Source organism: Rhodococcus sp. MS16, assembly GCF_013277795.1.
Classification (GTDB): Bacteria; Actinomycetota; Actinomycetes; order Mycobacteriales; family Mycobacteriaceae; genus Rhodococcus_F; species Rhodococcus_F globerula.
Window position 1 is genome coordinate 80627 of the sequence record NZ_VBTM01000026.1, and the last position, 26042, is coordinate 106668.

Annotated in this window: 26 protein-coding genes; 6 read left to right on the forward strand and 20 right to left on the reverse strand. The window is 62.9% G+C overall.

Annotated elements, in window-relative coordinates; all coding sequences use genetic code 11:
* Nucleotides 1–13: 13 nt before the first annotated feature.
* The 13 genes from FEZ60_RS31170 to FEZ60_RS31230 all read right to left on the reverse strand — a co-directional run bounded on the left by FEZ60_RS31170 (nt 14) and on the right by FEZ60_RS31230 (nt 13786).
* Nucleotides 14–292, reverse strand: coding sequence for an acylphosphatase (locus FEZ60_RS31170; protein ID WP_033236559.1), 279 nt, complete (start codon nt 290–292; stop codon nt 14–16).
* The gene (locus tag FEZ60_RS31175; RefSeq protein ID WP_033236560.1) at nt 289–1212 is read right to left on the reverse strand and encodes a hypothetical protein; all 924 of its coding nucleotides are present in this window, start codon (nt 1210–1212) and stop codon (nt 289–291) included. The genes FEZ60_RS31170 and FEZ60_RS31175 overlap by 4 nt, the downstream gene beginning before the upstream one ends.
* Nucleotides 1212–1655: an OsmC family protein gene (locus FEZ60_RS31180; RefSeq protein ID WP_033236561.1), complete on the reverse strand. Its 444-nt coding sequence runs from the start codon at nt 1653–1655 to the stop codon at nt 1212–1214. Before FEZ60_RS31180 ends, FEZ60_RS31175 begins: the two co-directional genes overlap by 1 nt.
* A 42-nt stretch (nt 1656–1697) precedes the next feature.
* On the reverse strand, nt 1698–2570 hold the full coding sequence (mutM, locus tag FEZ60_RS31185) for a bifunctional DNA-formamidopyrimidine glycosylase/DNA-(apurinic or apyrimidinic site) lyase (protein ID WP_172937861.1): 873 nt from the start codon (nt 2568–2570) through the stop codon (nt 1698–1700).
* A 9-nt stretch (nt 2571–2579) separates the two neighbouring features.
* The gene (gene rnc, locus FEZ60_RS31190; RefSeq protein ID WP_033236563.1) at nt 2580–3353 is read right to left on the reverse strand and encodes a ribonuclease III; all 774 of its coding nucleotides are present in this window, start codon (nt 3351–3353) and stop codon (nt 2580–2582) included.
* 19 nt (nt 3354–3372) lie between these two features.
* On the reverse strand, nt 3373–3555 hold the full coding sequence (rpmF, locus tag FEZ60_RS31195; protein WP_007729318.1) for a 50S ribosomal protein L32: 183 nt from the start codon (nt 3553–3555) through the stop codon (nt 3373–3375).
* Nucleotides 3556–3557: 2 nt separating this feature from the next.
* Complete coding sequence (locus FEZ60_RS31200) at nt 3558–4118, reverse strand: YceD family protein (RefSeq protein WP_033236564.1); 561 nt, start codon at nt 4116–4118, stop codon at nt 3558–3560.
* A gap of 138 nt (nt 4119–4256) precedes the next feature.
* Nucleotides 4257–5018: a DivIVA domain-containing protein gene (locus FEZ60_RS31205; protein WP_033236565.1), complete on the reverse strand. Its 762-nt coding sequence runs from the start codon at nt 5016–5018 to the stop codon at nt 4257–4259.
* Between the two features lie 135 nt (nt 5019–5153).
* Complete coding sequence (gene coaD, locus FEZ60_RS31210; protein ID WP_033236566.1) at nt 5154–5648, reverse strand: pantetheine-phosphate adenylyltransferase; 495 nt, start codon at nt 5646–5648, stop codon at nt 5154–5156.
* A complete protein-coding gene (gene rsmD, locus FEZ60_RS31215) occupies nt 5645–6211 on the reverse strand; it encodes a 16S rRNA (guanine(966)-N(2))-methyltransferase RsmD (protein WP_092808540.1) in 567 nt (188 codons plus the stop codon). Before rsmD ends, coaD begins: the two co-directional genes overlap by 4 nt.
* Nucleotides 6208–9612, reverse strand: coding sequence for a pyruvate carboxylase (locus FEZ60_RS31220; protein WP_045067179.1), 3405 nt, complete (start codon nt 9610–9612; stop codon nt 6208–6210). The genes rsmD and FEZ60_RS31220 overlap by 4 nt, the downstream gene beginning before the upstream one ends.
* 120 nt (nt 9613–9732) lie before the next feature.
* Nucleotides 9733–11994, reverse strand: a complete 2262-nt coding sequence (recG, locus tag FEZ60_RS31225; RefSeq protein WP_033236569.1) for an ATP-dependent DNA helicase RecG — start codon at nt 11992–11994, stop codon at nt 9733–9735.
* A 106-nt stretch (nt 11995–12100) separates the two neighbouring features.
* The gene (locus tag FEZ60_RS31230; protein WP_336882877.1) at nt 12101–13786 is read right to left on the reverse strand and encodes a DAK2 domain-containing protein; all 1686 of its coding nucleotides are present in this window, start codon (nt 13784–13786) and stop codon (nt 12101–12103) included.
* A gap of 357 nt (nt 13787–14143) precedes the next feature.
* Here FEZ60_RS31230 and rpmB point away from each other — a divergent pair, with 357 nt between their 5' ends.
* Nucleotides 14144–14335 carry a 50S ribosomal protein L28 gene (rpmB, locus tag FEZ60_RS31235; RefSeq protein WP_003942669.1) on the forward strand — a complete coding sequence of 64 codons (192 nt, stop codon included), beginning with the start codon at nt 14144–14146 and terminating at the stop codon, nt 14333–14335.
* Between the two features lie 141 nt (nt 14336–14476).
* On the forward strand, nt 14477–15271 hold the full coding sequence (locus tag FEZ60_RS31240; RefSeq protein WP_116103176.1) for an enoyl-CoA hydratase-related protein: 795 nt from the start codon (nt 14477–14479) through the stop codon (nt 15269–15271).
* Between the two features lie 25 nt (nt 15272–15296).
* Here FEZ60_RS31240 and FEZ60_RS31245 read toward each other — a convergent pair whose 3' ends face one another.
* From FEZ60_RS31245 to FEZ60_RS31255, 3 genes are read right to left on the reverse strand one after another with little or no spacing between them, the layout of a single operon-like run.
* Nucleotides 15297–15989: a uracil-DNA glycosylase gene (locus FEZ60_RS31245; protein WP_033236570.1), complete on the reverse strand. Its 693-nt coding sequence runs from the start codon at nt 15987–15989 to the stop codon at nt 15297–15299.
* Nucleotides 15989–16510 (reverse strand): gamma carbonic anhydrase family protein, encoded by a 522-nt coding sequence (locus tag FEZ60_RS31250; protein ID WP_033236571.1) that lies wholly within the window; start codon nt 16508–16510, stop codon nt 15989–15991. Before FEZ60_RS31250 ends, FEZ60_RS31245 begins: the two co-directional genes overlap by 1 nt.
* A 9-nt stretch (nt 16511–16519) precedes the next feature.
* Nucleotides 16520–17524 (reverse strand): thiamine-phosphate kinase, encoded by a 1005-nt coding sequence (locus tag FEZ60_RS31255; RefSeq protein WP_116103175.1) that lies wholly within the window; start codon nt 17522–17524, stop codon nt 16520–16522.
* 135 nt (nt 17525–17659) lie between these two features.
* Here FEZ60_RS31255 and FEZ60_RS31260 point away from each other — a divergent pair, with 135 nt between their 5' ends.
* A complete protein-coding gene (locus FEZ60_RS31260) occupies nt 17660–18256 on the forward strand; it encodes a DUF3515 domain-containing protein (protein ID WP_045067923.1) in 597 nt (198 codons plus the stop codon).
* A gap of 50 nt (nt 18257–18306) precedes the next feature.
* Here FEZ60_RS31260 and FEZ60_RS31265 read toward each other — a convergent pair whose 3' ends face one another.
* The 3 genes from FEZ60_RS31265 to FEZ60_RS31275 are packed head-to-tail and all read right to left on the reverse strand — an operon-like array spanning nt 18307 to nt 21615.
* Entirely contained in the window at nt 18307–19413 is a 1107-nt protein-coding gene (locus FEZ60_RS31265; RefSeq protein WP_172937863.1) for a D-alanine--D-alanine ligase family protein, read from the reverse strand.
* 55 nt (nt 19414–19468) lie between these two features.
* Complete coding sequence (locus FEZ60_RS31270) at nt 19469–20620, reverse strand: cystathionine gamma-lyase (protein ID WP_172937864.1); 1152 nt, start codon at nt 20618–20620, stop codon at nt 19469–19471.
* Nucleotides 20617–21615, reverse strand: coding sequence for an NAD(P)H-dependent glycerol-3-phosphate dehydrogenase (locus FEZ60_RS31275; RefSeq protein WP_116103104.1), 999 nt, complete (start codon nt 21613–21615; stop codon nt 20617–20619). The genes FEZ60_RS31270 and FEZ60_RS31275 overlap by 4 nt, the downstream gene beginning before the upstream one ends.
* Nucleotides 21616–21785: 170 nt before the next feature.
* On the opposite strand from FEZ60_RS31275, the gene cofC reads away from it, so the two are divergent.
* The 3 genes from cofC (at nt 21786) to FEZ60_RS31290 (ending at nt 25749) form a co-directional block, all read left to right on the forward strand.
* A complete protein-coding gene (cofC, locus tag FEZ60_RS31280; RefSeq protein WP_033236612.1) occupies nt 21786–22490 on the forward strand; it encodes a 2-phospho-L-lactate guanylyltransferase in 705 nt (234 codons plus the stop codon).
* 215 nt (nt 22491–22705) lie between these two features.
* Nucleotides 22706–24814, forward strand: coding sequence for an RNA degradosome polyphosphate kinase (locus FEZ60_RS31285; protein ID WP_230590374.1), 2109 nt, complete (start codon nt 22706–22708; stop codon nt 24812–24814).
* An 11-nt stretch (nt 24815–24825) separates the two neighbouring features.
* Nucleotides 24826–25749, forward strand: a complete 924-nt coding sequence (locus FEZ60_RS31290; RefSeq protein ID WP_116103101.1) for a bifunctional NUDIX hydrolase/histidine phosphatase family protein — start codon at nt 24826–24828, stop codon at nt 25747–25749.
* 111 nt (nt 25750–25860) lie between these two features.
* Here the strand turns inward: FEZ60_RS31290 and FEZ60_RS31295 are convergent.
* Nucleotides 25861–26042: hypothetical protein (locus FEZ60_RS31295; RefSeq protein ID WP_176607717.1), on the reverse strand; the 182-nt coding region annotated here is incomplete at its 5' end.

Below are 26042 nucleotides of genomic sequence, written 5' to 3' on the forward strand. Positions count from 1 at the left end.
ACCGTCATCGCGGTCAGCGTTCGACGAACCCGGACAGGTCTCCCCGCGCGGCGTCCCAACTGTCGACAACCAGGTCGACAGTTCCCGGCGTGGTGCCCGAGCGCAACGACTCCAGCAACCTTTCGAGCGACTCCCGATCACCCTCCGCGACAACGAGTACTCGGCCGTCGCGCTGATTCGACGCGTACCCCACCAATCCCAATTCCAACGCGCGCGCCCGGGTCCACCACCGGAACCCGACGCCTTGGACAAAGCCGTGTACCCACGCCGTCAACCGCACCGGCTCACTCATGACACACCGCCGACCCGATCGAGCTTGTGCACGTCACCCAGGAAACTGGTGGTGTACAGCGCATTCGGATCCCACCCCGGTCCGGCGCCGAACTTCACCGCCGAGGTCAACGGCAAACCGGAAGCAATCTCACACGAGGTGCCCCACTCCGGATCAACACGCACAACCTTGCCACCGGCGTTGAACGCCACGTACAGCGCTCCGTCCGGTCCGACGGTCAAATCGTCGGCCATGTTCGCGGGACCGAACCCTGGCAACGCAATAGTCCGCACAGTTCCACCCAGATCGTCGGCGTTCAGAATGTGAATTGCGGTGGTGAGGTCGAATGTTGTTGTCACAAAAATATTCTGCCCCGATCGAGCCAACCCGTCGACGGTTCCGAGATCCTCGCGCACCACCGTCGCCGAACCGTCACTGCCGATCACGGTCAGTCCGGGTTGTGTCAATGTACGCGTCGTCAGGAACCGATTGCCGTCCAGCGGCACAAGGCCGTTGGGCATCACCAACCCGTCGGCAATCGTCGTCACCGACCCGTCCCCGACGTCGACTCTGCCCAAAGTTCCGTCCGCGATTCCGAACAGTCCTGAGACTGCAGTGTTTCCGGTGGTGAAGTACACGGCGCTGTCTTGGGCAACCAGCCCACCCGGCCCGTTCACGTTGCTCACCAGAGTCTTTCGGCTTCCGTCCGGCGCCACGGTGAGCAGCGCTCCCGGGCCGACGGGAGCCGACTGCGACAACACCATCGACCCGGCCCTGTCGAATTCCAGGTTTTCGAGCATTCCCGCACCGGAGGTCACGAGCGTCGACCTCCACTCACCACAACCGTCGCCGGCCCCAGTGGACTCCGCTGCCGCCGGAGTGGACACTGCTACAGCACAACCCAGTACCAGCGCAGCGACAACACTGCCGGCGCGCAGCATCAGGCGTCCGTGTCGATGGTCAACGTGACCTTGGTGCCGGCTTTGAGGGTGCGCCCCACAGTGCAGACCTTGTCGACGGATCGTTCGATCAGCGTGATCAACCGCTGTTGGGCGTCGGCGTCGAGTTCACTGAGGTCGAGTTCGAGAACCTCGTCCAGTTGCGGGTACACCTCGTTCTCACGATCCGCGGTTCCCGACACTCGAATGGTCGCGTCGTAGTTGTCACCGAGACGGCGCGAAATCGGGAAGTCCGAACTCATTCCCGAGCAGGCTGCCAAAGCGATCTTGAGAAGTTCCCCCGGTGTGAAAACACCCGGTACCGATTCCGATCCGATGAGGACTTCGGCGCCCCGCGAACTCTTGCCGGTGTAGAGGCGGGTGCCGGTACGTTCGACCCAGAGTTCGGTGTGTGCCGGTGCGTTGTCAGCGATCTGTTCAGCCATGCCGCAATCTTGCCACCCTTCTGCAGTGGCGAGTGCGACGACCTACGCTACGTTTCGCCGCGATCTGGGTGCCGGTTGGCAGCGCGGGCAACTGAACGACGATCGATTCATGAACTTCTCACGCCGAATGGGCGCACCACACCGCGGGCACGGCAAATCTTCCTGCCCGTACGCCGAGAGTGAGCGATCGAAGTAGCCGGATTCGCCGTTCACGTTGACGTACAACGCGTCGAAGGACGTGCCGCCCTGCTCGAGCGCCTCACCCATGACACTGCGGGCCGCCGTCACGAGCTCACGCAGCTTAGGCTTTGTCAGGGTTTCGGCGATTCTGTTGCCGTGAACCTTTGCCCGCCACAATGATTCGTCGGCATAAATGTTGCCGATACCGGAGACCACGGTTTGATCGAGCAGTGCACGTTTGATTTCGGTGTGCTTGCCGCGCAGAACGCTCACCACCGATTCGAGATCGAATGCCTCGTCCATCGGGTCACGTGCGATGTGTGCGACCGACTCCGGCAACAGCGTCCCGTCCACCTCGACCAACGGCGAAATCGACCAGCCACCGAAGGTGCGCTGATCGACAAACCGAAGATCGGCTCCGGAATCGAGAGCCAGTCGGATACGAAGGTGCTTTTCCCAGTCCACAGTGGGCGGCTGAACGAGCATCTGACCGCTCATCCCGAGGTGAACCACTACACCGACACCGGCAGGTTCCAGAACCAGCCACAGGTATTTGCCGCGGCGCTCGGCCGAGGCGATGGTCTGTCCGGTCAACTGCCCGATCAGGTCGTCGGACCCGAGAACGTGGCGGCGAATAGCGCGGGGATGGAGAACTTCGACAGCCTCGATCGCCGCACCTACAGCGTGAGACTGTAGGCCGCGGCGAACGACTTCGACTTCGGGAAGTTCAGGCAAGAGAAGAACTCAGCCGGCAAGATCGACAGGAGCATCGGCTACAGCAGCGCCCTCGGAAGCCTTCTCCGACATCGCTTTCCATGCCGTACTTGCTGCCTTCTGCTCGGCTTCCTTCTTGGACCGACCGACACCGACACCCAAGGGATTGCCGCTGATAAGCACAGTGGCGGTGAATTCCTTGTCGTGATCAGGGCCGGTAGCCGTGATCTCGTACACGGGAACACCGGCACTGTGTTCTGCGGTCAACTCCTGCAGACTCGTCTTCCAGTCCAAACCGGCACCCAGAAGCGGAGCACGGGTCAGAAGATCGTCGAACAGGTCGAGGACCACACGGCGCGCGGTATCGATTCCGTGCTGCAAGTGGATGGCGCCAAGAATGGATTCCATACCGTCGGCGAGGATGGACGGCTTGTCACGGCCACCCGTCATTTCCTCGCCCTTGCCCAGAAGCAGATGCGCTCCGAGTCCACCTTCACCCAAAGTCCGCGCAACCTCGGCCAGAGCGTGCATGTTGACTACGCTCGCACGAATCTTGGCAAGGTCACCTTCGGACTTGGCCGGGTGTGACAGGTAGAGATTTTCGGTAACAGTGAGACCGAGAACGGAATCCCCGAGGAACTCGAGGCGCTCGTTTGTCGGCAGTCCACCGTTCTCGTATGCATACGAGCGGTGGGTGAGAGCCAGCGTCAAGAGGCCAGGCTCTATATCGACGCCGATAGCGGCGAGGAGCGTGTCGTGATTGCCCTCGCCGCCAACGGCTGAAACTGTATTGTCGCTCGTCATAGTCTTTCTCCGTGGAGAACTAGACAGCAGCGGTTACCTGGCGGCCCTTGTACGTACCGCAGGACGGGCACGCGATGTGGGGCAAGGTCTGCTCGCCACAGCCACGGTTGGGGCAGGTAACGAGGGTGGGCACAGTGGTCTTCCACTGGCTACGACGCGACCGCGTGTTGGATCGCGACATTTTGCGCTTGGGGACAGCCACTTCTACTTCTCCTCGGCTTCGGTGATCACAAGATTTTCACTGGTGTTTGATTCCACGCCAAATTTGGCCGCGAGACCAGCCCAGCGAGGATCAAGTATGTCATGCCCATGCCCAGATTCCGCAATCGCCAGGCGAATGCCACATTCTGAGCACAATCCCAGGCAATCGTCACTGCACAAAGGCTGGAGCGGAAGCGCCAGTCCGACTGCATCGACGATGACCGGTTCCAGATCGATTTCTTCGTCTTCGACCTGGTAGACCTCGCCCTCTTCGGTTGTCTCCTCGGTGACGCTGTCCGGGTAAGCGAACAACTCCGTGAGATAGACGTCCACAACGCTCGTGAACGGCTCGAGACACCGCGAGCACTCACCCGTAGTGGGTGCGTGCACGGTACCGGTGACGAGAACGCCCTCGGATACCGCTTCCATACGAAGATCGAGATCTATGTCCGAACCTGCTTCGATCGCGATGAGATCGAGACCGATGCGATTCGGCGACTGGATCGTTCTCTCGACAGTGCGCATCGACCCTGGACGCCGACCTAACTTGACGGTGTCCAGCAAGAATCCCGCATCAGTTGACTGATGCGATGAATGACGACGATGCGTTGACAAAGAGAACTCACCTAACTGTTGAAACTGGATGGGCAACCACCCCACAATACCCGACAGTGCACAGCAGGCCCAATCCGGTGAAGGACCCTATCGGCGACGCTCCTGGCGGCGATCGTCGTCGAGATAGTCGGGCACACCCGAACCCGTCCGCAATTGCTGACGACCGCGACCGACGGATCGAACAGTCCCGTTGAGGAACTCCTCGAACTCGGCAAGTTTGGTGTCGACGTACAGATCACACTCCGAGCGCATCCGATCGGATTCCGCGTGCGCGGCGTCGATCACCCGAGCCGACTCGGCGCGCGCGGTCTGGACGACCTCGGTCTGGGAAACCAGACGTGCCTGCTCCTCGGCTCCGTCGGAAACCGAGCGGTCGTACGACGCCTTGCCTGCTTCGATCATGCGATCGGACTCGTCGCGCGCGCGAGCAGTGACGGCGTCGTACTCGCGTCGACCGTCGGTGACCGTGCGCTCGGCTTCCGCCTCGGCATCGGCGACCAACTGATCGGCGTGAGCGCTGGCCTCGGCGACCATGCGGTCTGCCTGAGCCTTGGCGTCGGACAGGATGCGATCGGCGTCGTCGCGGGCATTCTCGACCGTCGACGTTGCTTCCGCGTTGGCACTGCTGACGGTTTTGTCCGCCGTGGAACGCGCGTCCGAGACCAACTTGTCACGATGGTCGAGGACGTCCTGGGCGTCGTCCAGCTCACTCGGAATAGCGTCACGGACGTCGTCGAGCAGTTCGAGCACGTCGCCGCGTGGGACGACGCACCCGGCAGTCATCGGAACGCCTCGTGCCTCTTCGACAATCGCGACCAGTTCGTCAAGCGCCTCGAATACCCGGTACACAAGCAACCCCAATCTTCACCGGCCAACTATCGGCCCACATCGTCACCGATCCACCTGGATCTGCGCCCGTTCCTTGTCGACAAGTTTGCCGGAAGATCGGCCCACCAGGTGCGTCTGGGGGCGGTGTGTCGGGTATCAGCTGTTTTCGGCTGCCCGTTCAGCGATGCGGTCGAGCAATCGGGCATGCACTTTTGCGGGCAACATGTCAGCGACATCACCACCGAAGGTGGCAACTTCCTTGACCAGTGAGCTGGACAGGTAGCTGTAGGTGGGGTTCGTTGCGACGAACAACGTGTCGACACCGCTGAGCTTCTTGTTCATCTGCGCCATCTGCAGTTCGTAGTCGAAGTCGTTGGCGCCGCGCAGACCCTTGACGATCGCGGTGATGCCCTCTTGCTTCGCGTAGTCGACCAGAAGCCCGTGCCATGACGTCACTCGAACGTTGGGCAGGTGGCTCGTCGCGTCTTCGAGCATCTCGATACGCTCGTCGACGGTGAACATTCCGCGCTTGTTCTTGTTGATCATCACGGTGACCACGACCTCGTCGAATTGCGCAGCAACTCTTCCGATTACGTCGAGGTGACCATTGGTCACAGGGTCGAAGGATCCGGGGCAAACGGCGCCAGTCATGAGTCCAGACCGTAGCAGGTTGCGAGTTCGATCCTGGCCTCGCCGTACTTCTTCGCCTTGACGGGTTCGAACCCGTGCGGCCAGACGGTCTCCGGTGATCGGGACGACCGCTCGAGAACGACGATCGTGCCCTCCCCCACCCACTTGTTTGCCTGAAGGTGTTGGAGGATGGACACCACCGCGTCGTCGGTCACCGCGTACGGCGGGTCTGCGATGACGATGTCGTATTCACGAGCACTCGGACCGGAGACGACCGCAGCGACCGGCGCTGCCCGTAGGACCGCGCCAGGCAGCCCGACAACACCGATGTTGTCCTTGATCACTGCTGCTGCCTTTGCGTCGGACTCGACGAGCATCACGTGCTCCGCACCGCGGGAGAGTGCTTCGAGGCCAAGGGCTCCGGAACCGGCAAACAGGTCGAGGACAGCACAGCCGTCGAGGTCGATACGCGCTTCGAGCGCACTGAAAAGCGCCTCGCGGACCCGGTCCGAGGTGGGCCGGGTTCCGCTCGGCGGGACTCGCAGGCGGCGACCGCCTGCGAGTCCCGAGATAATGCGTGTCACTCTGCGGCGCTCTCCCCGGTGGAGACGACAACGAGGAGGTCGCCGCCTTCGACTTGCTGGACTGCGCTGATCGCGATGCGGGAGACGATGCCGCCGCGCGGTGAGGTGATCGCCGCTTCCATCTTCATTGCTTCGATGGTGGCGACGGTGTCACCGGCCTCGATCTTCTGGCCTTCCTTCACCGCGAGCGTCACGACGCCCGCGAACGGTGCGGCGACGTGACCTGGGTTGTTCTTGTCGGCCTTCTCCGCCACGGGAACATCGCTGGCGATGGACCGGTCCCGGATGGAGACCGGACGCAACTGTCCGTTGAGAATGCACATCACGGTGCGGTAGCCGCGCTCGTCGGGTTCGGAGATCGCTTCGAGTCCGATGATCAACTGCACACCCGGTGTGAGTTCGACGCGATGTTCTTCGCCGCGGCGCAGGCCGTAGAAGAACTGGTTCGCCGAGAGTCGCGAGGTGTCTCCGTACTTGTCGCGGTGCTCGAGGAATTCCTTGGTCGGGCCGGGGAACAGCAGACGGTTCAGCGCGCCCTGACGGTCCTTCGACGAGCCTTCGAGCAGCGCCTCGTCGGCAGCGGAGAGCGGCGTCTCCGGCTTCGCGGGGCCGCGGCCCTCGAGTGCCTTGCTGCGGAACGGTTCCGGCCAGCCGCCGGGCGGGGTGCCCAGTTCGCCGCGCAGGAAGCCGACAACCGAGTCGGGGATGTCGAACTTGGCCGGGTCGGCGGCAAATTCCTCCGACGGAACACCGGCACCGACGAGGTGCAGGGCGAGGTCGCCGACAACCTTCGACGACGGTGTCACCTTCACCAGATGCCCGAGCATGCGGTCGGCGTCGGCGTACTTGGCTTCGACTTCTTCGAAGCGGTCACCGAGGCCCAGTGCCACAGCCTGAGTGCGCAGGTTCGAGAGTTGGCCGCCGGGGATCTCATGCGTGTAGACGCGCCCGGTCGGAGACGGAAGCCCGGACTCGAACGGCGCGTACACCTTTCGCAGTGCCTCCCAGTACGGCTCGAGGTCGCACACGTTCTGCAGATTCAGTCCGGTGTCGAACTCCGAGTGCGCAGCAGCAGCCACGATGGCCGACAGCGCGGGCTGGCTGGTGGTGCCGGCCAGAGCCGCCGAAGCACCGTCGACGGCGTCTGCGCCCGCCTGCCAGGCGGCGAAGTACGTTGCCAACTGTCCACCGGGGGTGTCATGCGTGTGCACGTGCACCGGCAGATCGAAGTTGGAGCGCAACGCAGTCACGAGCTTGGTCGCGGCCGGGGCGCGGAGCAGTCCGGCCATGTCCTTGATCGCCAGGACGTGTGCGCCGGCATTGACGATTTCCTCGGCCAGCTTCAGGTAGTAGTCGAGGGTGTAGAGCGTTTCGTTCGGATCCGACAGGTCACCGGTGTAGCTCAGCGCAACCTCGGCGAGCGCCGTACCGGTCTCGCGGACCGCGTCGATGGCCGGCCGCATCTGGTCGACGTTGTTGAGCGCGTCGAAGATACGGAAAATGTCGATACCGGTGTCGGTGGCTTCCTGCACGAAGGCGCGGGTGACCTTTTCCGGATACGGCGTGTAGCCCACCGTGTTTCGGCCACGCAGCAGCATCTGCAGGTTGATGTTCGGGATCGCTTCGCGCAGTGCGGCGAGCCGGTACCACGGGTCCTCGTGCAGGAAGCGAAGTCCCACATCGTATGTCGCGCCGCCCCACGCTTCGATGGAGAGCAGCTCCGGCGTCAACCGGGCAACGTGACCGGCGACGTCGAGCAGGCCGCTGGTACGGACACGGGTCGCCAACAGCGACTGGTGTGCGTCACGGAACGTGGTGTCGGTGACCGCAACAGCCTTCTGCTCACGCAGCGCCTTTGCGAATCCTTCCGGACCGAGTTCGAGCAACCGCTGGCGGCTACCGGCCGGCGGCGGAGTCGAGAGATCGATCTTGGGGAGCTTGTCCTGCGGGTACACCGCGGAAGGACGTTCGCCGTGCGGCTTGTTGACCGTGACGTCGGCAAGGTACGTGAGGATCTTGGTACCGCGGTCCGCCGAGGAGCGCTGGGTCAACAGATGGGGACGTTCCTCGATGAACGAGGTCGTGACCCGCCCGGCCTTGAAGTCCGGATCGTCGAGAACCGCTTGCAGGAACGGGATATTCGTCGAGACGCCGCGGATACGGAACTCCGTGACCGCGCGACGCGCACGCGCCACGGCAGCCTCGAGGTCGCGTCCACGGCAGGTGAGCTTGACCAGCATCGAGTCGAAGTACGCGCCGACCTCGGCACCGAGAGTTGCGCCGCCATCGAGGCGGATACCGGCACCACCCGGGGTGCGGTACGCGGTGATCCGGCCCGTGTCGGGGCGGAACCCGTTGGCGGGGTCCTCGGTGGTGATGCGGCACTGCAGCGCCGCGCCGCGCAGCTTGATCGAGTCCTGCGTCAGACCCAAGTCGTCGAGGGTGGAACCGGACGCGATCAGGAGCTGCGACTGAACGAGGTCGACATCGGTGACCTCTTCGGTGACCGTGTGCTCCACCTGGATTCGCGGATTCATCTCGATGAAGACGTGATTGCCACGGGTGTCGAGAAGGAACTCCACCGTGCCGGCGCATGTGTAACCGATCTGCTTCGCGAAAGCCACGGCATCGGCGCAGATCTTGGCCCGCAACTCCTCCGACAGATTCGGGGCCGGGGCGAGTTCGATCACCTTCTGGTGGCGACGCTGCAACGAGCAGTCGCGCTCGAACAGGTGAATAACATTGCCGTGCTCGTCGGCGAGGATCTGGACTTCGATGTGGCGGGGATCGATGACAGCCTGCTCGAGGAACACCGTCGGATCACCGAAGGCGGATTCCGCTTCACGCGCCGCGGCTTCGATGGATTCCTTGAGCAGTGATCGCTCGGCGACGCGGCGCATACCGCGGCCACCACCACCGGCGACGGCTTTCACGAAGATCGGGAACGTCATGTCCTCGGCTGCCGCGAGCAACTCGTCGATATCCGACGACGGCTCCGACGACGCCAGCACCGGCAGACCCGCAGCCTTCGCTGCGGCAATCGCCCGCGCCTTGTTACCGGTCAGCTCGAGGATCTCCGCGGACGGGCCGACGAACTTGATGCCCGCCTCCGCACACGCAGCCGACAGATCCGGATTCTCGGACAGGAACCCGTAACCGGGGTAGATCGCGTCAGCGCCGGCATTTTGTGCCGCGGCCACGATCTCCTCCACCGACAGGTACGCCCGAACCGGGTGCCCCTTCTCCCCGATCTGATAACTCTCGTCAGACTTCAGGCGGTGGATCGAGTTCCGATCCTCGTACGGGAACACCGCGACAGTTCCAGCACCTAGTTCGTAGGCGGCGCGGAAGGCGCGGATCGCAATTTCGCCGCGGTTGGCGACGAGCACTTTGGAGAACATGGGGAAAAACTACCGCGAATTCCGTGTGTACAAGCACGCGGCGTCCCACATCGTAGACTGAATCGAGAAACAAACCCGATGGTCCTGCCGCTATTCGTATTCAGTTTGCCGTCATACTTCTCACGATTTCTCGAGGTATTCGATCCGATCGGAGTCAAGAGCGGCGCTCACCATCGACGCAAGTGCGGGGTGCTGGGCGAGCGTCGGGTCGCGTTCGACAACTCCGGTCGCGAAGTCTCGCGCGGATTCGAGAATGTCGCCGTGCGCGATGAGTGAGAGCAGCCGCAGATTGGACGTGGTGCCGGATTGGGCCGCTCCGAGGATGTCTCCCTCACGTCGTGTCGCGAGATCGAGTTGTGCCAGTTCGAAACCGTCATTGGTGGCGGCAACGGCAGAGAGCCGCTCGTACGCCGGTCCACCTGGGTTGCTGCCCGTCACCAGAATGCACAGCCCTTGGTGCTTTCCTCTGCCGACACGGCCACGCAGCTGATGGAGCTGACTGACGCCGAACCGCTCCGCGTCGACGATCACCATGACCGTCGCGTTCGGCACGTCCACACCGACCTCCACGACGGTGGTGCAGACGAGCACATCGATGTCGCCGACGTTGAACGCGCTCATGACCACGTCTTTCTCATCTGACGGCAGGCGACCGTGCAGGAGGCCGACGCGCAGCTCGGAAAGCGGACCGCTCGACAACTCCTCGAAGACGTCGACTGCCGACTTCGTTTCGGGTTGCTTCTCCTCGGTGAACTGGTCCTCGCCAGCGGCAGGCTCGCCGTCACCGATCCGGGAGCACACGACGTAGGCCTGACGCCCGTCTGCGACGTCCTCGCGAATTCGTGCCCACGCCCGATCCACCCAGGCGGGCTTCTGCTTTGCCGGCACAACGCTGCTCTTGATCGGGCTACGCCCACGAGGCAATTCGCGCAGGGTGGATACTTCCAGATCGCCGAGCACCGTCATGGCAATGGTGCGCGGAATGGGAGTAGCAGTCATGACCAGCAGGTGGGGGCTCAGGCCGTCGCGAGCACGCGAGCGGAGGTGATCTCGTTGCTCCACCCCGAACCTGTGCTGCTCGTCGACCACAACCATGCCGAGGTTGAAGAACTCGACACTGTCCTGGATGAGCGCGTGGGTACCGATGACAATTCCCGCATCACCGGTCACCGCGTCGAGAAGCGCGGCACGTTTTGCGGCAACCGGAAGTGAACCGGTGAGCAAGGCGATACGAGTGGAGTGCTCGGCCGAGCCCAGCTCTCCCCCGGTTGCGAGCGGCCCCATCATCGCGCGCAGGGATCGGGCATGCTGATTGGCCAGCACTTCGGTAGGCGCGAGTAGTGCACATTGATATCCCGCGTCAACCGCTTGCAGCATCGCCCGAAGCGCCACGATGGTCTTACCCGAGCCCACCTCACCTTGAAGGAGTCTGCTCATGGGGTGAGTCTGCGAGAGATCGGCCGCGATTTCCGCGGCGACGGCTTGCTGCCCTTCCGTCAGTGTGAACGGCAACATCTCCTCGAACTGCTCGGCGATACCGCCTGCGACAGGCACGCACGCCGGTGCCACCCGCTCGGAATTGTCGTGACGTCGCATCGCCAGAACCAACTGCAGAGACAGCGCCTCGTCGAACCGCAATCGCTCGCGGGAACGTTCGATGTCGTCCTTGGTATCGGGCAGGTGCACCGTCCTCAGTGCCTCGTCCAGCCCGACAAAATGATGTTCGGCGAGAGTCTCGGCCGGAAGTGGTTCGGGAACCGGATCAAGCTGATCGAGAACCTGTCGGACGCACCGCATGATCGTCCAGCTCTCCACCTCGCGCGTCGCCGGATACAGCGGGATGAACTCACGCTCGAAAATCGAGTAGTCGAGTTCGGCGCCCGGCCCCGAACTGGCACGGGCCAGCCCCGCGAGATCGCCGGCCCCTTTGACGGCTTTCAAAGGAACCACCGAATCTTCTTCCCCGGCACGGGGTTCCGGAAGGATCAGATAACTGGGGTGCGTCAAACTCCACTTGTTCCGGAAGTACTTGACTGTGCCCGAGAACATCGCCCGCACGCCGGGCTTGATGGCGTGCTTCACCTTGTACGGATTGAAGAAGGTGACGTCGACGGTCTGTGTGTCCGTCGTGAGCGAGACCTTGAGCATCTGCCCCGTCCGGGACTTCATATTCACCACGCTCGCGGACGCCACCCGCGCAATGATCGTGATGTGCTCGCCCTCCGGGGGCTCTTTGTCGGCAAGTTCCTTACCGGCCGACGCGTACCGGTGAGGATAGTGGCGCAGGAGATCCTCGACCGTGCGTATCTCGAAGGCCTCGGCCAACGCGTCCGCGGTCTTCTTTCCCAGAAGCCGATCCAAGTTGTCGGCGAGCGTTGCCATGTCAGTTTCCTCGCAGATCGAAAAGCAGCAGATCGAAAAGCACAGCTATTCGTATATCAGTAGCCGCCGACACAAAAACTCCCGACACGATCACCCCGGCGACCGCTCACTCAACGCCCAGCTGAAACAGATCCCCCGGCTGACCGCCCTGATAGATCAGCACGTCGACGCCTGGGTAGGTGCTGATGACATGTGCTTCCATCCGCTCGGCCAAGCCGTCGGCGGCGTCGGCGCCCATGAGAAGTGTGACCAATTCGCCACCAGATCCCAGCGCAAGATCGATCAACCGCGCTGCCGACGCCTCGACGTCCGGTCCGATGACCACCACCTCGTGGCCCATCAATCCGATGGCGTCGCCCGGGTCGCAGGTTCCGACAAACGTCAGCGACCGTTCCACCGCGATCCGCAGAGACCCCCACCGAGTTGCCGCAGCCGACTCGGACATGGTGAACCCGTCGTCGGCGACGTTGCGACTTCCGTCGTGGACCGCGAGTGCTGCCAACCCCTGAACCATCGAGGATGTCGAGAGCAGCAGCACCTGATGCAGGGGATCTCGGGCCGCGGCACTGACCGCAACCAATTCCTGAGCGCTCAGCGCGCCGTTCGGCAGCACCAGCACCTCGGTGCGATCCATGGTGCGGATATGGCCGAGCAACTGTGCGCGGGTCACCGGCGCGTCGTCGCACCGCAGTACCGAGGCACCTTCACTCTCGAACAGTGCCGCGGCGCCGTCCCCCGCCACAACGGCGAGTACACCACGCGCATCGTGGCCCTGAAACTGCATCTCCTGACGGGCGACCAACTGATCACGTTCGTCGACGAGGAAACTGCTGATCCGAATCCCGTGCACGCGGCCGGCTTCGAGGCCGGCCTCGACTGCGGCGCCCGCATCACAGCAATGCACGTGAACCGACCAGCCACCGAATCCGTCACTGACGATCACTATCGAGTCGCCGAGCACCGCCAACCGGGTGCGGAGCGCCGCCATCAGATCCTCATCCGATTCGTCGACGAGGTACATCACCTCGAAGTCCTGCGCCGAATCGTCGCCACATTCGAGCGGACCCGATTTCCGGTCCCAGTCATGGTCGCGTCTGCTGACCTCCGCAATGAGACCGCGGCTTCGTCCGGCACCCAGTTCCGCCCGATCCGGTGAGTGCCCGGACACGGACTCGACCAGAGCGTCCAGAATCACCAGCAAGCCCAGTCCGCCCGCATCCACGACGCCCGCCGAGGCCAGCACGTCGAGTTGCTGCGGTGTCTTGACCAGGGCCCTCGCGGCCGCATCTGCCGCGGCGAGCGCAACAGACTGGAGGTCCACGCCGACGCACTGCGCCGCCGCTTCACCGGACGCTCGGAGAACGGTCACGATGGTGCCCTCGACCAAGTCCGTCACCGCGCGCGACGCAAGCTCGGTACCCGTCTGCAGCGCTTCCGCAAGATCGAGTCCGTTGATCCGCTCACCGCGCACCGTCTCGGCAATCCCACGAATCACCTGGGACAGGATGACGCCGGAATTGCCGCGGGCTCCTGCCACGGCGCCCCGCGCCAGCGCATTGGCGGTGCGGGTAGCGCTGGTGACGTCGCCGCCGAGCGCTTCGGCCGAATCGAGCGCGGCACGCATCGTGAACAGCAGATTTGTGCCGGTGTCGGAATCAGGGATGGGAAAGACGTTGAGGCTGTTGATCTCTCCGCGCCGCTCCTCGAGGCAATCGACCGAGCGTCGCGCCCACCGGCGCAGCAGGAGACCGTCGGCCGTCCCGTCCGTTCTCTGGTGGTGCGCATCCCCCACTGGCAATTCCCCTCTGCGGAAACGTCCCCTCCTCGGGGACGGAAACGAATGCTGTCGAGGGTAGTCGGGCACACTCCGTAATCACCGGTTTGCAGGCCGGTTTGGTCAATCCACCGGTCAACAGTTACTGTTACACGGTTGCCTCGAACGGGCTACACCAAATATTGCTGCAAACAGTGCACTCCGGTGCATCGTCTACAACAGTGTTCTGTGTTGTCACGCTCGACTGCACCGTAAGCGGTCGGAGACCGATTCGGTATCGCAAGATCCACAGCGTATATTCGAATTGTCATTCTGGCCGTCCTACTGTGTAGGGTGACCACTTCAATATTCATTTCTAACAAGGAGTTCGCGACTATGGCTGCCGTCTGCGACGTATGCGCCAAGGGGCCCGGCTTCGGTAAGTCGGTCTCGCACTCGCACCGGCGTACCAATCGTCGCTGGAACCCGAACATTCAGTCTGTTCGTACCGAGGTTGCCCCGGGTAACACCCGTAAGGTCAACGTGTGCACCTCCTGCCTGAAGGCAGGCAAGGTCGCTCGGGGCTGATTGCCCGAGCACAACAATTGCAAGCTCTGCCCCCGACACTTCGGTGTCGGGGGCAGAGCTGTTTTTGTCGTGCCTTTTGTTGTGCCTGTGCCGGGGTCCCTCCTGTGACGACCCGGACACCTGACCCGTAATGTGCGTGAGGTGACTTCCATCGATGACCTCAGCAAAGTAACGCTCGAAGAAGGCGTACTCCGCATCACCATTTCCACCGCCGCCAACGGCACCTCCCTCGACGACGAAGGGATGATCCAGGGTGCAGTGGCCCTGGAATCGTTCGGCGACGACATCGGCAGCATTCTCCTGGTCGGTGAAGGCCCCAACTTCTGTGCGGGCGGTAACGTCCGGGCCTTCGCGTCAGCGCCGGATCGCGGCGAGTACGTCGAAGGAGTTGCCCAGAATCTCCACACCTTCGTGCGTGCTCTGGATGCGGCATCGGTTCCCGTGGTCGCCGGAATTCACGGTTGGGCAGCGGGGGCCGGCATGAGCCTGGTCTGCCTTGCCGACATCGCCATCGGCGGCACCAGCACCAAACTTCGCCCCGCGTACCCTTCCATCGGATTCACGCCGGACGGTGGGATGTCCTGGTCACTCCCCCGCATCGTCGGCGCGGGACGGGCTCGCGAAATCCTTCTGAGCGATTCCATTATCGGCGGCGACGAAGCTGTTCGCCTCGGCATTCTCACCCGCCTCGTCGGTGACGACGAGGTTCAGGAAGAGGCGGCCCGTCTCGCTCGCACGCTTGCGCACGGACCGAGTTCGTCGTACGCCGGCATCAAGGCACTGTTGCGCTCGTCACGAACCAACACGCTCTCCGAACAACTCGACGCCGAAGCAGCGTCCATCAAGACTGCCGCCAACAGTCCTATCGGCCGGGAGGGCGTCGACGCGTTCGTCGAGAAGCGTCGCCCCGATTTTGTAGCTGCCAAGCAGGCTTGATTCGGCTCGCGTGACCGAATCGCTCTCACCAGAGTGGTTCGGTCACGCTCGCGGTTGATCCCAGATCCCAGTCGACCGGCGTGGCCCCCATATCCGTCAGAAGTTGGTTTGCCCGGCTGAACGGACGTGAACCGAAGAACCCACGCGACGCCGAAAGTGGTGACGGGTGCGCAGATTCGATGATGGGGGTATCCCCTAGTAGCGGGGTCAGCGTCGCGGCGTCGCGACCCCACAGAATGGCAACCATCGGGGCAGATCGAGCCACCAGAGCGCGAATTGCCTGTTCGGTCACAGGTTCCCAACCTTTTTTACGATGTGACGCCGCTGCCCCTGGCGCTACGGTCAGTACCCGATTGAGCAGCAACACACCTTGATTCGACCACGGTGTCAGGTCACCGTCATCGGGAATCGGCAAACCGAGATCTTGGTGATATTCCTTGTAGATGTTGACCAGACTGCGGGGAACGGGTCGAACATCAGGGGCAACCGAAAAGCTCAGACCCACCGCATGACCCGGGGTCGGATACGGATCCTGTCCGACGATAAGCACTTTGACGTCCTCGAACGGATTCGTGAACGCGCGCAGCACATTCTCGCGCGCGGGCAAAAACTCGCGCCCTGCTGCGGTCTCGTTGTCGAGGAACTTCTGCATCAGAGCGATCTGCTCCGAAACCGGTTCCAGCGCTGTGGCCCAGCCGGATTCGATGTGGGTGTCCATCAGTCGAGCCTGCGTAGGGCGCCGCGGTAATGTGCAGCGTTGGCAGAGTAGTTCGCGACATTCGCTTCGAGATGACCGAGCGGAACTTCGTAGCCTTCGCGAATCTTGGCGGGCACCCCCAAAGCCATGCTGCGCGGTGGCACTACGAATCCGCGCGCGATCACGGCGCCGGCTCCGACTATCGACCCCGCCCCGATCACCGAACCGTTGAGCACGATCGACCCGGATGCGATCAAGCACCCGTCCTCGATCGTGGACCCCTCGATGTGAGCATTGTGTCCCACAACACATCCCGCGCCGATAATCGTGGGCTCGGTAACCGTGCAATGAATCACGGTGCCGTCCTGAATGTTCGATCCAACTCCCACCGAGATGGTTCCGTAGTCACCACGCAGTACGGCCTGTGGCCAGATCGACGTTCCCGCAGCGAGGCTCACATTGCCGATCACCACGGCGTCCGGGTGTACGTACGCGTCCGGATGAATATCCGGAACCTTGTCTCCTAGTGCATAAACAGCCATGAGGAGAACCTATACCGCGGTGGTGCCCGTGGCCGAAAAGCTGTGCCAGCCGCCGCCGGATTCACGCAGTTCTCCGTCCACAACAACTCCGGCGCCGGCAACGACCTCCCCGATTGCGGTCCACCCCGACGGCAACTCTTCACCGGCTGCAAAGGTCGCGGCAAATCCGTGATCTTCGCCACCGGAGAGAATCCATTCCAGCGGATCGAGTTTCAGAGCGGCTGCGGCTTTCGGTACGTCGGCCGACGTCGGCACAGCACCCGAATCGATGCGGACCTGGACTCCTGACGCAGACGCGAGGTGGCGAAGATCAGCGACAACCCCGTCCGAGATGTCGGTCATGGAGTGAGCAGCATCGGCCGCTGCCCATGCGGACTCGTACGGCGGGACCGGAACACGATGGAGGGCGAGAAGATCCGGGAACGATCGATCGCCGGCCAGCAGCAGCGCCAAACCTGCTGCCGAACAACCGAACAATCCGGCGACGGCAACACGGTCACCCACCTGGGCGCCTGCCCGCGTGACTGCCCGTCGTCCACCCAAATCTCCGAGTACCGTCACCGAGACAACAATGTCCTGCGACTGCACCAGATCCCCGCCGACAATGCCCGCACCCAGATCCGTTGCGGCATCCCAGATTCCGGCGGAGATTTCGTCCATGACGTCGATCGGAGTCGACGGTGGGCAGCCCAATGACACGGTGAAGGCGCTCGGCCGCGCACCCATCGACACGATGTCGGCAGCATTCTGTGCCACCGCTTTACGTCCCACGTCGCGCGGCGGCGACCAGTCCAGCCGAAAATGCCTTCCCTCGACCAGCATGTCCGAGGAAATGACAACCCGGCCGTCGGGTGCGGTCACGATCGCCGCGTCGTCGCCGGGACCCAACTCCGTCGTCAGCGGTTGAATTCGACCGACAAGGGAGCGGGCAATCACGTCGAACTCCCCCACCTGCGCAACCGTGCGGGGTGATGAAGATGCCTGTTCGTTCGAGGTCGATCCTGATGACGAGATGAGCACTCCCTTTTTTTCTCAGCGCAAATCGGACCGAAAGCGTCCTGCGGTACCGTCAAAGCAGTGGCAATTCTACCGATGCGCACGCGAGCTCCCCAGCAACAACCGAACCCGGAACCGAACGAAGAACTGAGCATGTCTGAGAACACGTCCCCCGAGACGAACGACCATGGCGATAACGACCTCGACGAGGTCGAGCGTCGTAGCCCGGCATTGATTGCCACCGCCATCGCACTGCCAGTGGCCCTGATCGTCGGGTTGGTGATCGCCGCCGTGGTCGCCGGAAAGAACCCGACGCTCGAACCGGTGGCACTCGGCCCGGTTCCGGCACCCAACGCGGAGTCCGAGACGTGCGTTTCGCTGCTTGATGCTCTCCCCGAGGACATCGGCGACTTCACCAAGGCCGAACTTGTCGAACCCGCACCCGCCGGCGCCGCTGCGTGGCAGCGCAGCGAGGGTGAACCGATCGTCCTGCGCTGCGGACTCGACCGCCCCGCCGAATTCGATCAGGCCGCGGCACTTCAGGTAGTCAACGGCGTCCAGTGGTTCCAGATCTCGGGTACCGACATCGGCCTGGCGGCCAGCACCTGGTTTGCCGTCGACCGCGGCGAATACATCGGGATCACCGTTCCCGACGGCACCGGCCCCACTCCGATTCAGGAAATCTCGGACACCATCTCTGCGACAATCCCGCAGCAGCCACTCGACCCGGCGCCGATCCCGGTTCCCTGACGGACAGGGGCCGGTAATCCCGGCCCCTGTCCGTCAGCGCAACACGTCCGTCAGCGCAATCCGGTCCCGCGGGCGAGCGCAGTGTCGACCAACGTCGAAAGCAAAGTGCTGTAATCGATTCCGGTTGCTTTCCACATCTTCGGATACATCGAGATGGACGTGAATCCTGGCATCGTGTTGATCTCGTTGATCACCGGCCCGTCCGCGGTGACAAAGAAGTCCACGCGTGAGAGCCCCTGGCAATCGAGTGCGGTGAACGCGCGCACGGCCAACTCGCGAATCTGATCGCTGACAGCCGCGTCCACATGTGCGGGGACGTCGAATTCGCAGACGTCGTCGAGATACTTGGTGTCGAAGTCGTAGAACGCGTCCGAGTCACCGTCGTCGGCGGGCATCCGGATCTCTGCGACCACACTCGCCTTGATGTCACCGCTGGGGAATTCGAGCACACCGCATTCGACTTCCCGCCCGATGATCGCGCCCTCGATGATCACCTTCGGATCGTGCAGGCGAGCATGAGCGATCGCGCCCTCGAGTCCGTCCCACCCGGTGACTCGCGTGATGCCGATCGACGATCCACCGCGAGCCGGCTTCACGAAAACCGGTAGACCCAACTGCTCCTTCTGCTCGTCACTCAGTGTCGCCGTTCCCGGGCGCAGGACCACCTGCGTACCGACCGGCAACCCCTCGGCGGCAAGCAGTTTCTTGGTGAATTCCTTGTCCATACCGGCGGCGCTAGCCAGCACACCGGGACCGACGTAGGGAATTCCGGCCATTTCCAGGAGACCCTGGATGGTGCCGTCCTCGCCGTAAGCACCGTGCAGGACGGGAAATACGACGTCGACAGTTGCCAGGACAGAACCCACGTCGGTTCCGTCGAGCGCCAGCAGTGCACCGGAACGCGTCGGGTCAGCAGTCAGTGTCAGCGCCGTCCCGTCCTTGTCGACTGTGGGCAACTCGCGACCGTTGATGGCCAGCGATTCCGGATCGGTGGAACCGAGAACCCAGGCCCCGTCGGCGGTGATGCCGATCGGTACGACGTCGTAGCGTTCCGGATCGAGGTGCGCGAGGACGCTCCCGGCGGATACGCACGACACGGAATGTTCATTGCTCCGGCCACCGAAGATCACGGCTACCCGGGTGCGGCTGTTATTCACGCGTCAAACCGTACCGTCGAATCGACTTCGGCACGCGCTCGGGCCAGTGGATAATTTACCGACCGGACGTCAGTCCACCGAGGGCGCGCTGTATATCCGTCAACAAATCTTCGGTGTCCTCGATGCCGCACGAGATCCGGACAAACCCTTCGCTGACCTGATCTCCCCACCGAGCTCGCCGATCAGCTGTGGTGTGGATGCCACCGAAACTGGTCGCAGAAGTAACAAGTTCACTTGCCGAGACAAAGGAATGGAAAGCCGCCGCGGATTCCAATTCGATGCTCACCAGACCACCGAACCTGTGCATCTGCTCCGACGCAACGGCGTACGACGGATCGGTGTGCAGCCCCGGGTAACGGACGGACATGACAGCCGGATGGCCGGACAACATGTCGGCGAGCGCCTGAGCATTGTCACAGTGTCGGCCGAATCGCAGGCCGGCCGTTCCGAGACTGCGATGCGCCAGCCATGTTTCGAATGGACCGAGCACCGTCCCGGACAGCAGACGCTCGCGCTCGACCTTCGCGGCTATGTCCGCGTCGGCCGTGGCGATGTACCCCATCAACAGATCGCTGTGCCCGCTCAGCGCTTTTGTTCCGCTGGCCACCACGACGTCCGCTCCCAGTTCCAGGGGACGTTGACCGAGCGGAGTCGGGGTCGTGTTGTCCACCACAAGGATTGCTCCGACGCGGTGACACACCACGGCCAACGCCCGAAGATCGACAACGTCGAGCATCGGATTGGACGGTGTCTCGGCGACAACGACAACGCGGCCCGGCAACCCAGACAGCAACTCCGCGAAACTCGCATCACCCATGCCCGTCGTCGACACCTCGCGAACGCCGATGCCCAGCAGAGCCAGGGCTTCCTCCGCATAACGACGCACCTGGTAATAGCCGTCCGACGGAACGACGACGGTATCGCCGGCCTGAAGCAGGCTGCGCAACGTCACCGTGACGGCCGACATTCCTGACCCTGTGACAACGACGTGATCTGCACCTTCAAGCATGCCGAGCGCCGCCTCGAGGCCACGCCACCCCGGATTCGATGCCCGGGCATACGTGTCGCTCTCGCTCCCCTCGTCCTCCGAAAGCTGGTACGGCGCAGCAAATACCGGACCCAACTGCATGGGCTGACCAGGGCTGTGCGCACTCCCGACGCTGCTCACGCACCGGGTGGAATCGCCGTAGCCGTCTGCTGACGTCATTCCGGCTTGGTCCGCCGGCCGAGCAGTTGGCCGATCGCCTCGCTGACCGCTATCCCCTCGTGGCAGACGCGGTGGACGGCATCGGTCAACGGCATTTCGACGTCGTATCCGGCAGCGAGTGCGCGCACGGACGTGCATGATTTCACGCCCTCGGCTACCTGACCGTTGGTGGCCTGCTGCGCCGATTCCATGGAGCCGCCTCGGCCGAGGTGCTCACCGAACGTCCGGTTTCGTGACAGCTCCGACGTGCACGTCGCAACGAGATCGCCGACGCCGGCCAACCCCGAAAACGTGGATGCCTGGCCACCGAGCGCGACGCCCAGCCGGATCGTCTCGGCCAACCCACGCGTGATGATGCTGGCAACAGTGTTGTCGCCGAAACCGCTGCCTGCCGCCATGCCGCATGCCAACGCGATCACGTTCTTGCACGCGCCGCCGATTTCACAACCGATCACGTCGGAGTTGGTGTACGGCCTGAAATATCCTGTGGCACACGCATCTTGAAGTGCCAAGGCACGGGAAGAATCGGTGCAGGCGATGACCGTCGCCGCCGGTTGACGGCTCGCGATCTCACGCGCGAGATTGGGTCCGGACAGCACGGCGACACGGCCGGGTTCGACGCCGGTAACCGACACGATCACCTGGCTCATCCGCATCAAGGTGCCGGTTTCGATGCCCTTGGCCAGACTCAACAGGGTGGCATTCGGACCTATCGAATCCTTCCACTGCTCGAGGTTCCCCCGCAGCGACTGCGACGGGACCGCCAGAACGACGAAGTCTGCTCCCTCCATCGCTTCCTCGTGACGATCCGTCGCACGAATCGACTCGGGCAGCGCGATACCGGGTAGGTAGTCACCGTTCTCGTGCGTCGCGTTGATCCTGTCGGCGACTTCCTTCCGGCGAGCCCACATCGTCACCTCGGTGCCGGCCTCGGCCATGACCTTCGCCAGCGCCGTTCCCCATGAGCCTGCACCCAATACTGCTGCCTTACTCACACAGTCACCTCGTCTACCCCTCGTGACGTTCGCCAAGACGCCGGTTGTGTTGCGACCCGGCAATGAAATCGCCTGCACAGACTATCGCCCGGACCGAAGTCGAGTCGCCAGACGCCCCGGTGAGGCAGGCAGAGACAGACATGTCGGCAACCGACTGGCAAGATCGAAGGATGACCAGTGCGAGGCCGAGCGCAACCAGATCGGAACGTCCGCGCCCGATGCATGCCATTGTCGCGGTGAAGGACCTCCGATCCGCGAAGTCCAGGCTGGCCGCCGAACTCGACGTCGACGCCCGTGCCGATCTTGTTCTCGCGATGCTTCACGACACTCTCACCACGGTTACGGGTGTACCTGCCATCGACGGCGTCACTGTCGTGACTCCGGATCCGACAGTCGCCGCACTCGCGTACGCCGCGGGAGTAAACGTGTACGCCGATCCAGATTCGAGTAGGTCCACCGAGAATTCACTCAACTCTGCCCTCGACGCAGCGGCCACGCACATCCGCACCGAACATGGCACGGTGGATCTTGTTGTCATCCAAGCGGATCTTCCGTCGCTCCAACCAGACGAACTGCTCGAAGCCCTCGACGCCGCCCGCGCCGGTGGCCGTTCCATCGTCGTCGATCACCACGGAACCGGGACCGCGGCCCTGTTCTCGTGTGATCCCGATCTGCCGCTCGATCCACGATTCGGCCCCGAATCCGCGCGTGGCCACACGGATTCCGGCGCCAGGCGTCTCACCGGAGAGTGGCCGGGCCTTCGCACCGACGTCGACACCGCAACAGATCTCGACACCGCCCGCGCACTCGGCGTCGGACCGGCAACACTCGCGTCGCTGACACGCTTCCATCGCGCCACGTCCAAAACGCATTGACCTTTTTCGATCATCAATTGTCGAAGCGCGCAATTGTGGGGGATGATCGACAGGTGAGCAACGGCGAAGCACTCGAGCACCGCAAGTCCGCAAACAACGTAGAGACCACACCGCCAGAACTTGGCGACACCAACACCGCAAAAACCGGTGACGGGCAGCAGCCTTCGACACCGCAGCCTTCGGCGCGACCACCGGTCAGTGGATCGCCGACGCACATACCGAGTGCGCCGCCGGCAGCCACGAAGGCAATTCCCGCAGTCCTTCTCGGTGGCTTACCCGAAGACCGCTACCTCAACCGTGAACTCAGTTGGCTCGACTTCAACGCCCGCGTTCTCGCGTTGGCAGCCGACGAGTCACTCCCCCTCCTCGAACGCGCAAAGTTCCTCGCTATCTTCGCGTCCAACCTCGACGAGTTCTTCATGGTTCGTGTCGCCGGTCTCAAGCGCCGCGACGAAACCGGTCTGTCCGTCCGCTCTGCCGACGGACTCTCGCCGCGCGAACAGTTGGCTCTCATCGCGCAGCGGACACAGGAACTTGCCGACAAGCACGCACACGTCTTTCTCGATTCCGTTCGCCCTGCCCTAGCGGCAGAAGGAATCTCGATCGTTCGCTGGTCCGACCTCAGCGACGACGATCACGAACGCCTCTCGGTGCATTTCACCGAACAGGTGTTCCCCGTTCTGACTCCACTCGCCGTCGACCACGCGCACCCCTTCCCGTACATCAGCGGGCTGAGTCTCAACCTCGCAGTGACGGTGAAGGATTCCCTGACGGGCGGTGAGCACTTCGCCCGAGTGAAGGTTCCCGACAACGTCGGCCGCTTCGTTCGCGTCAAGAGCACCACTTCGTCGATCGACTCGTTCATCCCGTTGGAAGAGCTGATCTCGGCGCACCTCGATGTTCTGTTCCCCGGAATGGAAATCGTGGAGCACCACGCCTTCCGGATCACACGCAACGCCGACTTCGAGGTCGAGGAGGATCGCGACGAGGACCTCCTGCAGGCGCTGGAGCGCGAACTTGCCCGTCGCCGTTTCGGATCACCGGTCCGTCTCGAAGTTGCCGACGACATGACCGAACACATGCTCGACTTGTTGCTTCGTGAACTCGACGTCGACCCCGCCGACGTAATCGAGGTTTCCGGTCTGCTCGACTTGTCCTGCCTCTGGCAGGTTTACGCCGTCGACCGCCCGGCCCTCAAGGACGCACCTTTCGTTCCGGCGACGCACCCGGCGTTCGGTGAACGCGAAACACCCAAGAGCGTGTTCTCCACTCTTCGTGATGGCGACGTACTCGTCCATCACCCGTACGACTCGTTCTCCACCAGTGTTCAGCGATTCATCGAGCAGGCGGCCGCCGACCCGCAGGTTCTTGCGATCAAGCAAACCCTCTACCGAACGTCCGGTGATTCACCGATCGTCAACGCGCTCATCGACGCCGCTGAAGCCGGCAAGCAAGTTGTCGCTCTCGTCGAGATCAAGGCTCGCTTCGACGAGCAGGCCAACATCAAGTGGGCTCGCAAACTCGAACAGGCCGGCGTGCACGTCGTCTACGGCCTGGTCGGACTCAAGACTCATTGCAAGACCTGCCTCGTGGTTCGGCGTGAAGGCTCGACCATCCGGAGGTACTGCCACATCGGTACCGGCAACTACAACCCCAAGACTGCGCGGTTGTACGAGGACGTCGGATTGTTCACAGCCGCACCGGAGGTCGGCGCCGACCTCACGGACCTCTTCAATTCGCTGACCGGCTACTCCCGTAAGACCAACTACCGCAACCTTCTGGTCGCGCCGTACGGCGTGCGCCGCGGAATCGTCGAACGTATCGAAGCCGAGATCGAGCACAAGCTGGCCGGGCGTGACGCTGCCATCCGCATGAAGGCGAATGCACTTGTCGACGAACAGGTTATCGACGCGCTGTACCGGGCATCCAAGGCCGGCGTGCCCGTGGAGATCGTGGTTCGCGGAATCTGCGCGCTCAAGCCGGGTGTACCGGGACTGAGCGACAACATCGAAGTACGTTCCATTCTCGGACGATTCCTCGAGCACTCACGCATGTTCCATTTCCGGGCCGCCGACGAATTCTGGATCGGCAGCGCAGACATGATGCACCGCAACCTCGATCGCCGAGTGGAGGTGATGGTTCAGGTTACGGATCCCAAGTTGGCGAAGCAGTTGGGCGACATCTTCGATTCCGCGCTCGACCCACGCACCCGTTGCTGGGTACTCCATCCCGACGGAAGTTGGGTCGCCTCCCCCGAACACGGCGAAGATGTACGCGAGCATCAACATGCGTTGATGCGCAGTCGCACATCCAGCGGATCCTGACGGTCGCTGCCATGGCTGACAAACCTGTCAAAGCGAATATCTTTGCCGCCGGCGCAGTGTTATGGCGAAAGGCTCCCGATAATCCGGAGGCCGTCGAAATCGCCGTTGTTCATCGCCCTAAATACGACGACTGGTCTTTTCCCAAAGGCAAACTCGACCCGGGTGAAACATTCCTGACGGCCGCTGTTCGTGAAGTGCAGGAAGAAACGTCGATCACCGGCCGCTTCGGACGTCACCTCGGCGGTGTCACCTATCCGGTTCCTGGGCACCGCAAACTCAAGCGCGTCGAGTATTGGGCCGCAGAAGCCGTCGACGGAGATTTTGGTCCGAACAGCGAAGTGGACGTTCTGCACTGGCTTCCGATCGACGAAGTCCCTGACCATCTCTCGTATCCGATGGATCGGATGATCCTGCGCCGCTTTGTCTCCGCACCACCCGATACCCGAACCGTGCTGCTGGTCCGTCACGCAAAAGCGGGAAGTCGCAAGCGGTACAAGGGCGACGACACACTTCGCCCCCTCGAAGCCAAAGGCAAGGAACAGGCCGCGGCCTTGGCGTCGCAGTTACGCATTTTCGGCGCGGACACCGTCTATTCCGCCGACCGAACTCGCTGCATCGAAACTGTGATGCCGCTCGCCGAGGCTCTCGGAGTGGAGATCGGGATCGAACCACTTCTGAGCGAAGAAGGATACGCGGAAGATCCAGAAGCTGCCCGTGCGCGGGTACTCGAGATTGCCTCTGCAGGCGGCACACCGGTCATCTGCAGCCAAGGAGGCGTCATTCCGGATCTGATGGCCTGGTGGAGCGAATCAGCGGGTGTAACACTGCCCTCAGCGCGCAACCGCAAGGGCAGCACCTGGGTTCTCTCGCTCGTAGGCGACCGACTGATCGCGGCTGATCATCTCGACAGCCCGCTCCCGAAAGTCGCCAATTAGAAAAGGGTATTGAAAACAACGCAAGAGGCGCGGCCCGCGATCGTCATCGCGGGCCGCGCCTCTTGCTTTTACTGCTTGCTTTCCAGCGTCAGGCTTTTCGCCCGAGCGCGACTACTTGGAAGCGCGCTTGGCCGGAGCCTTCTTGGCCGGAGCCTTCTTGGCGGCCGGAGCCTTCTTGGCGGGAGCCTTGGCGGCAACCGTCTTCTTGGCTGCGGTCTTGGCCGGAGCCTTCTTGGCGGGAGCCTTAGCGGCAACCGTCTTCTTGGCTGCGGTCTTGGCCGGAGCCTTCTTGG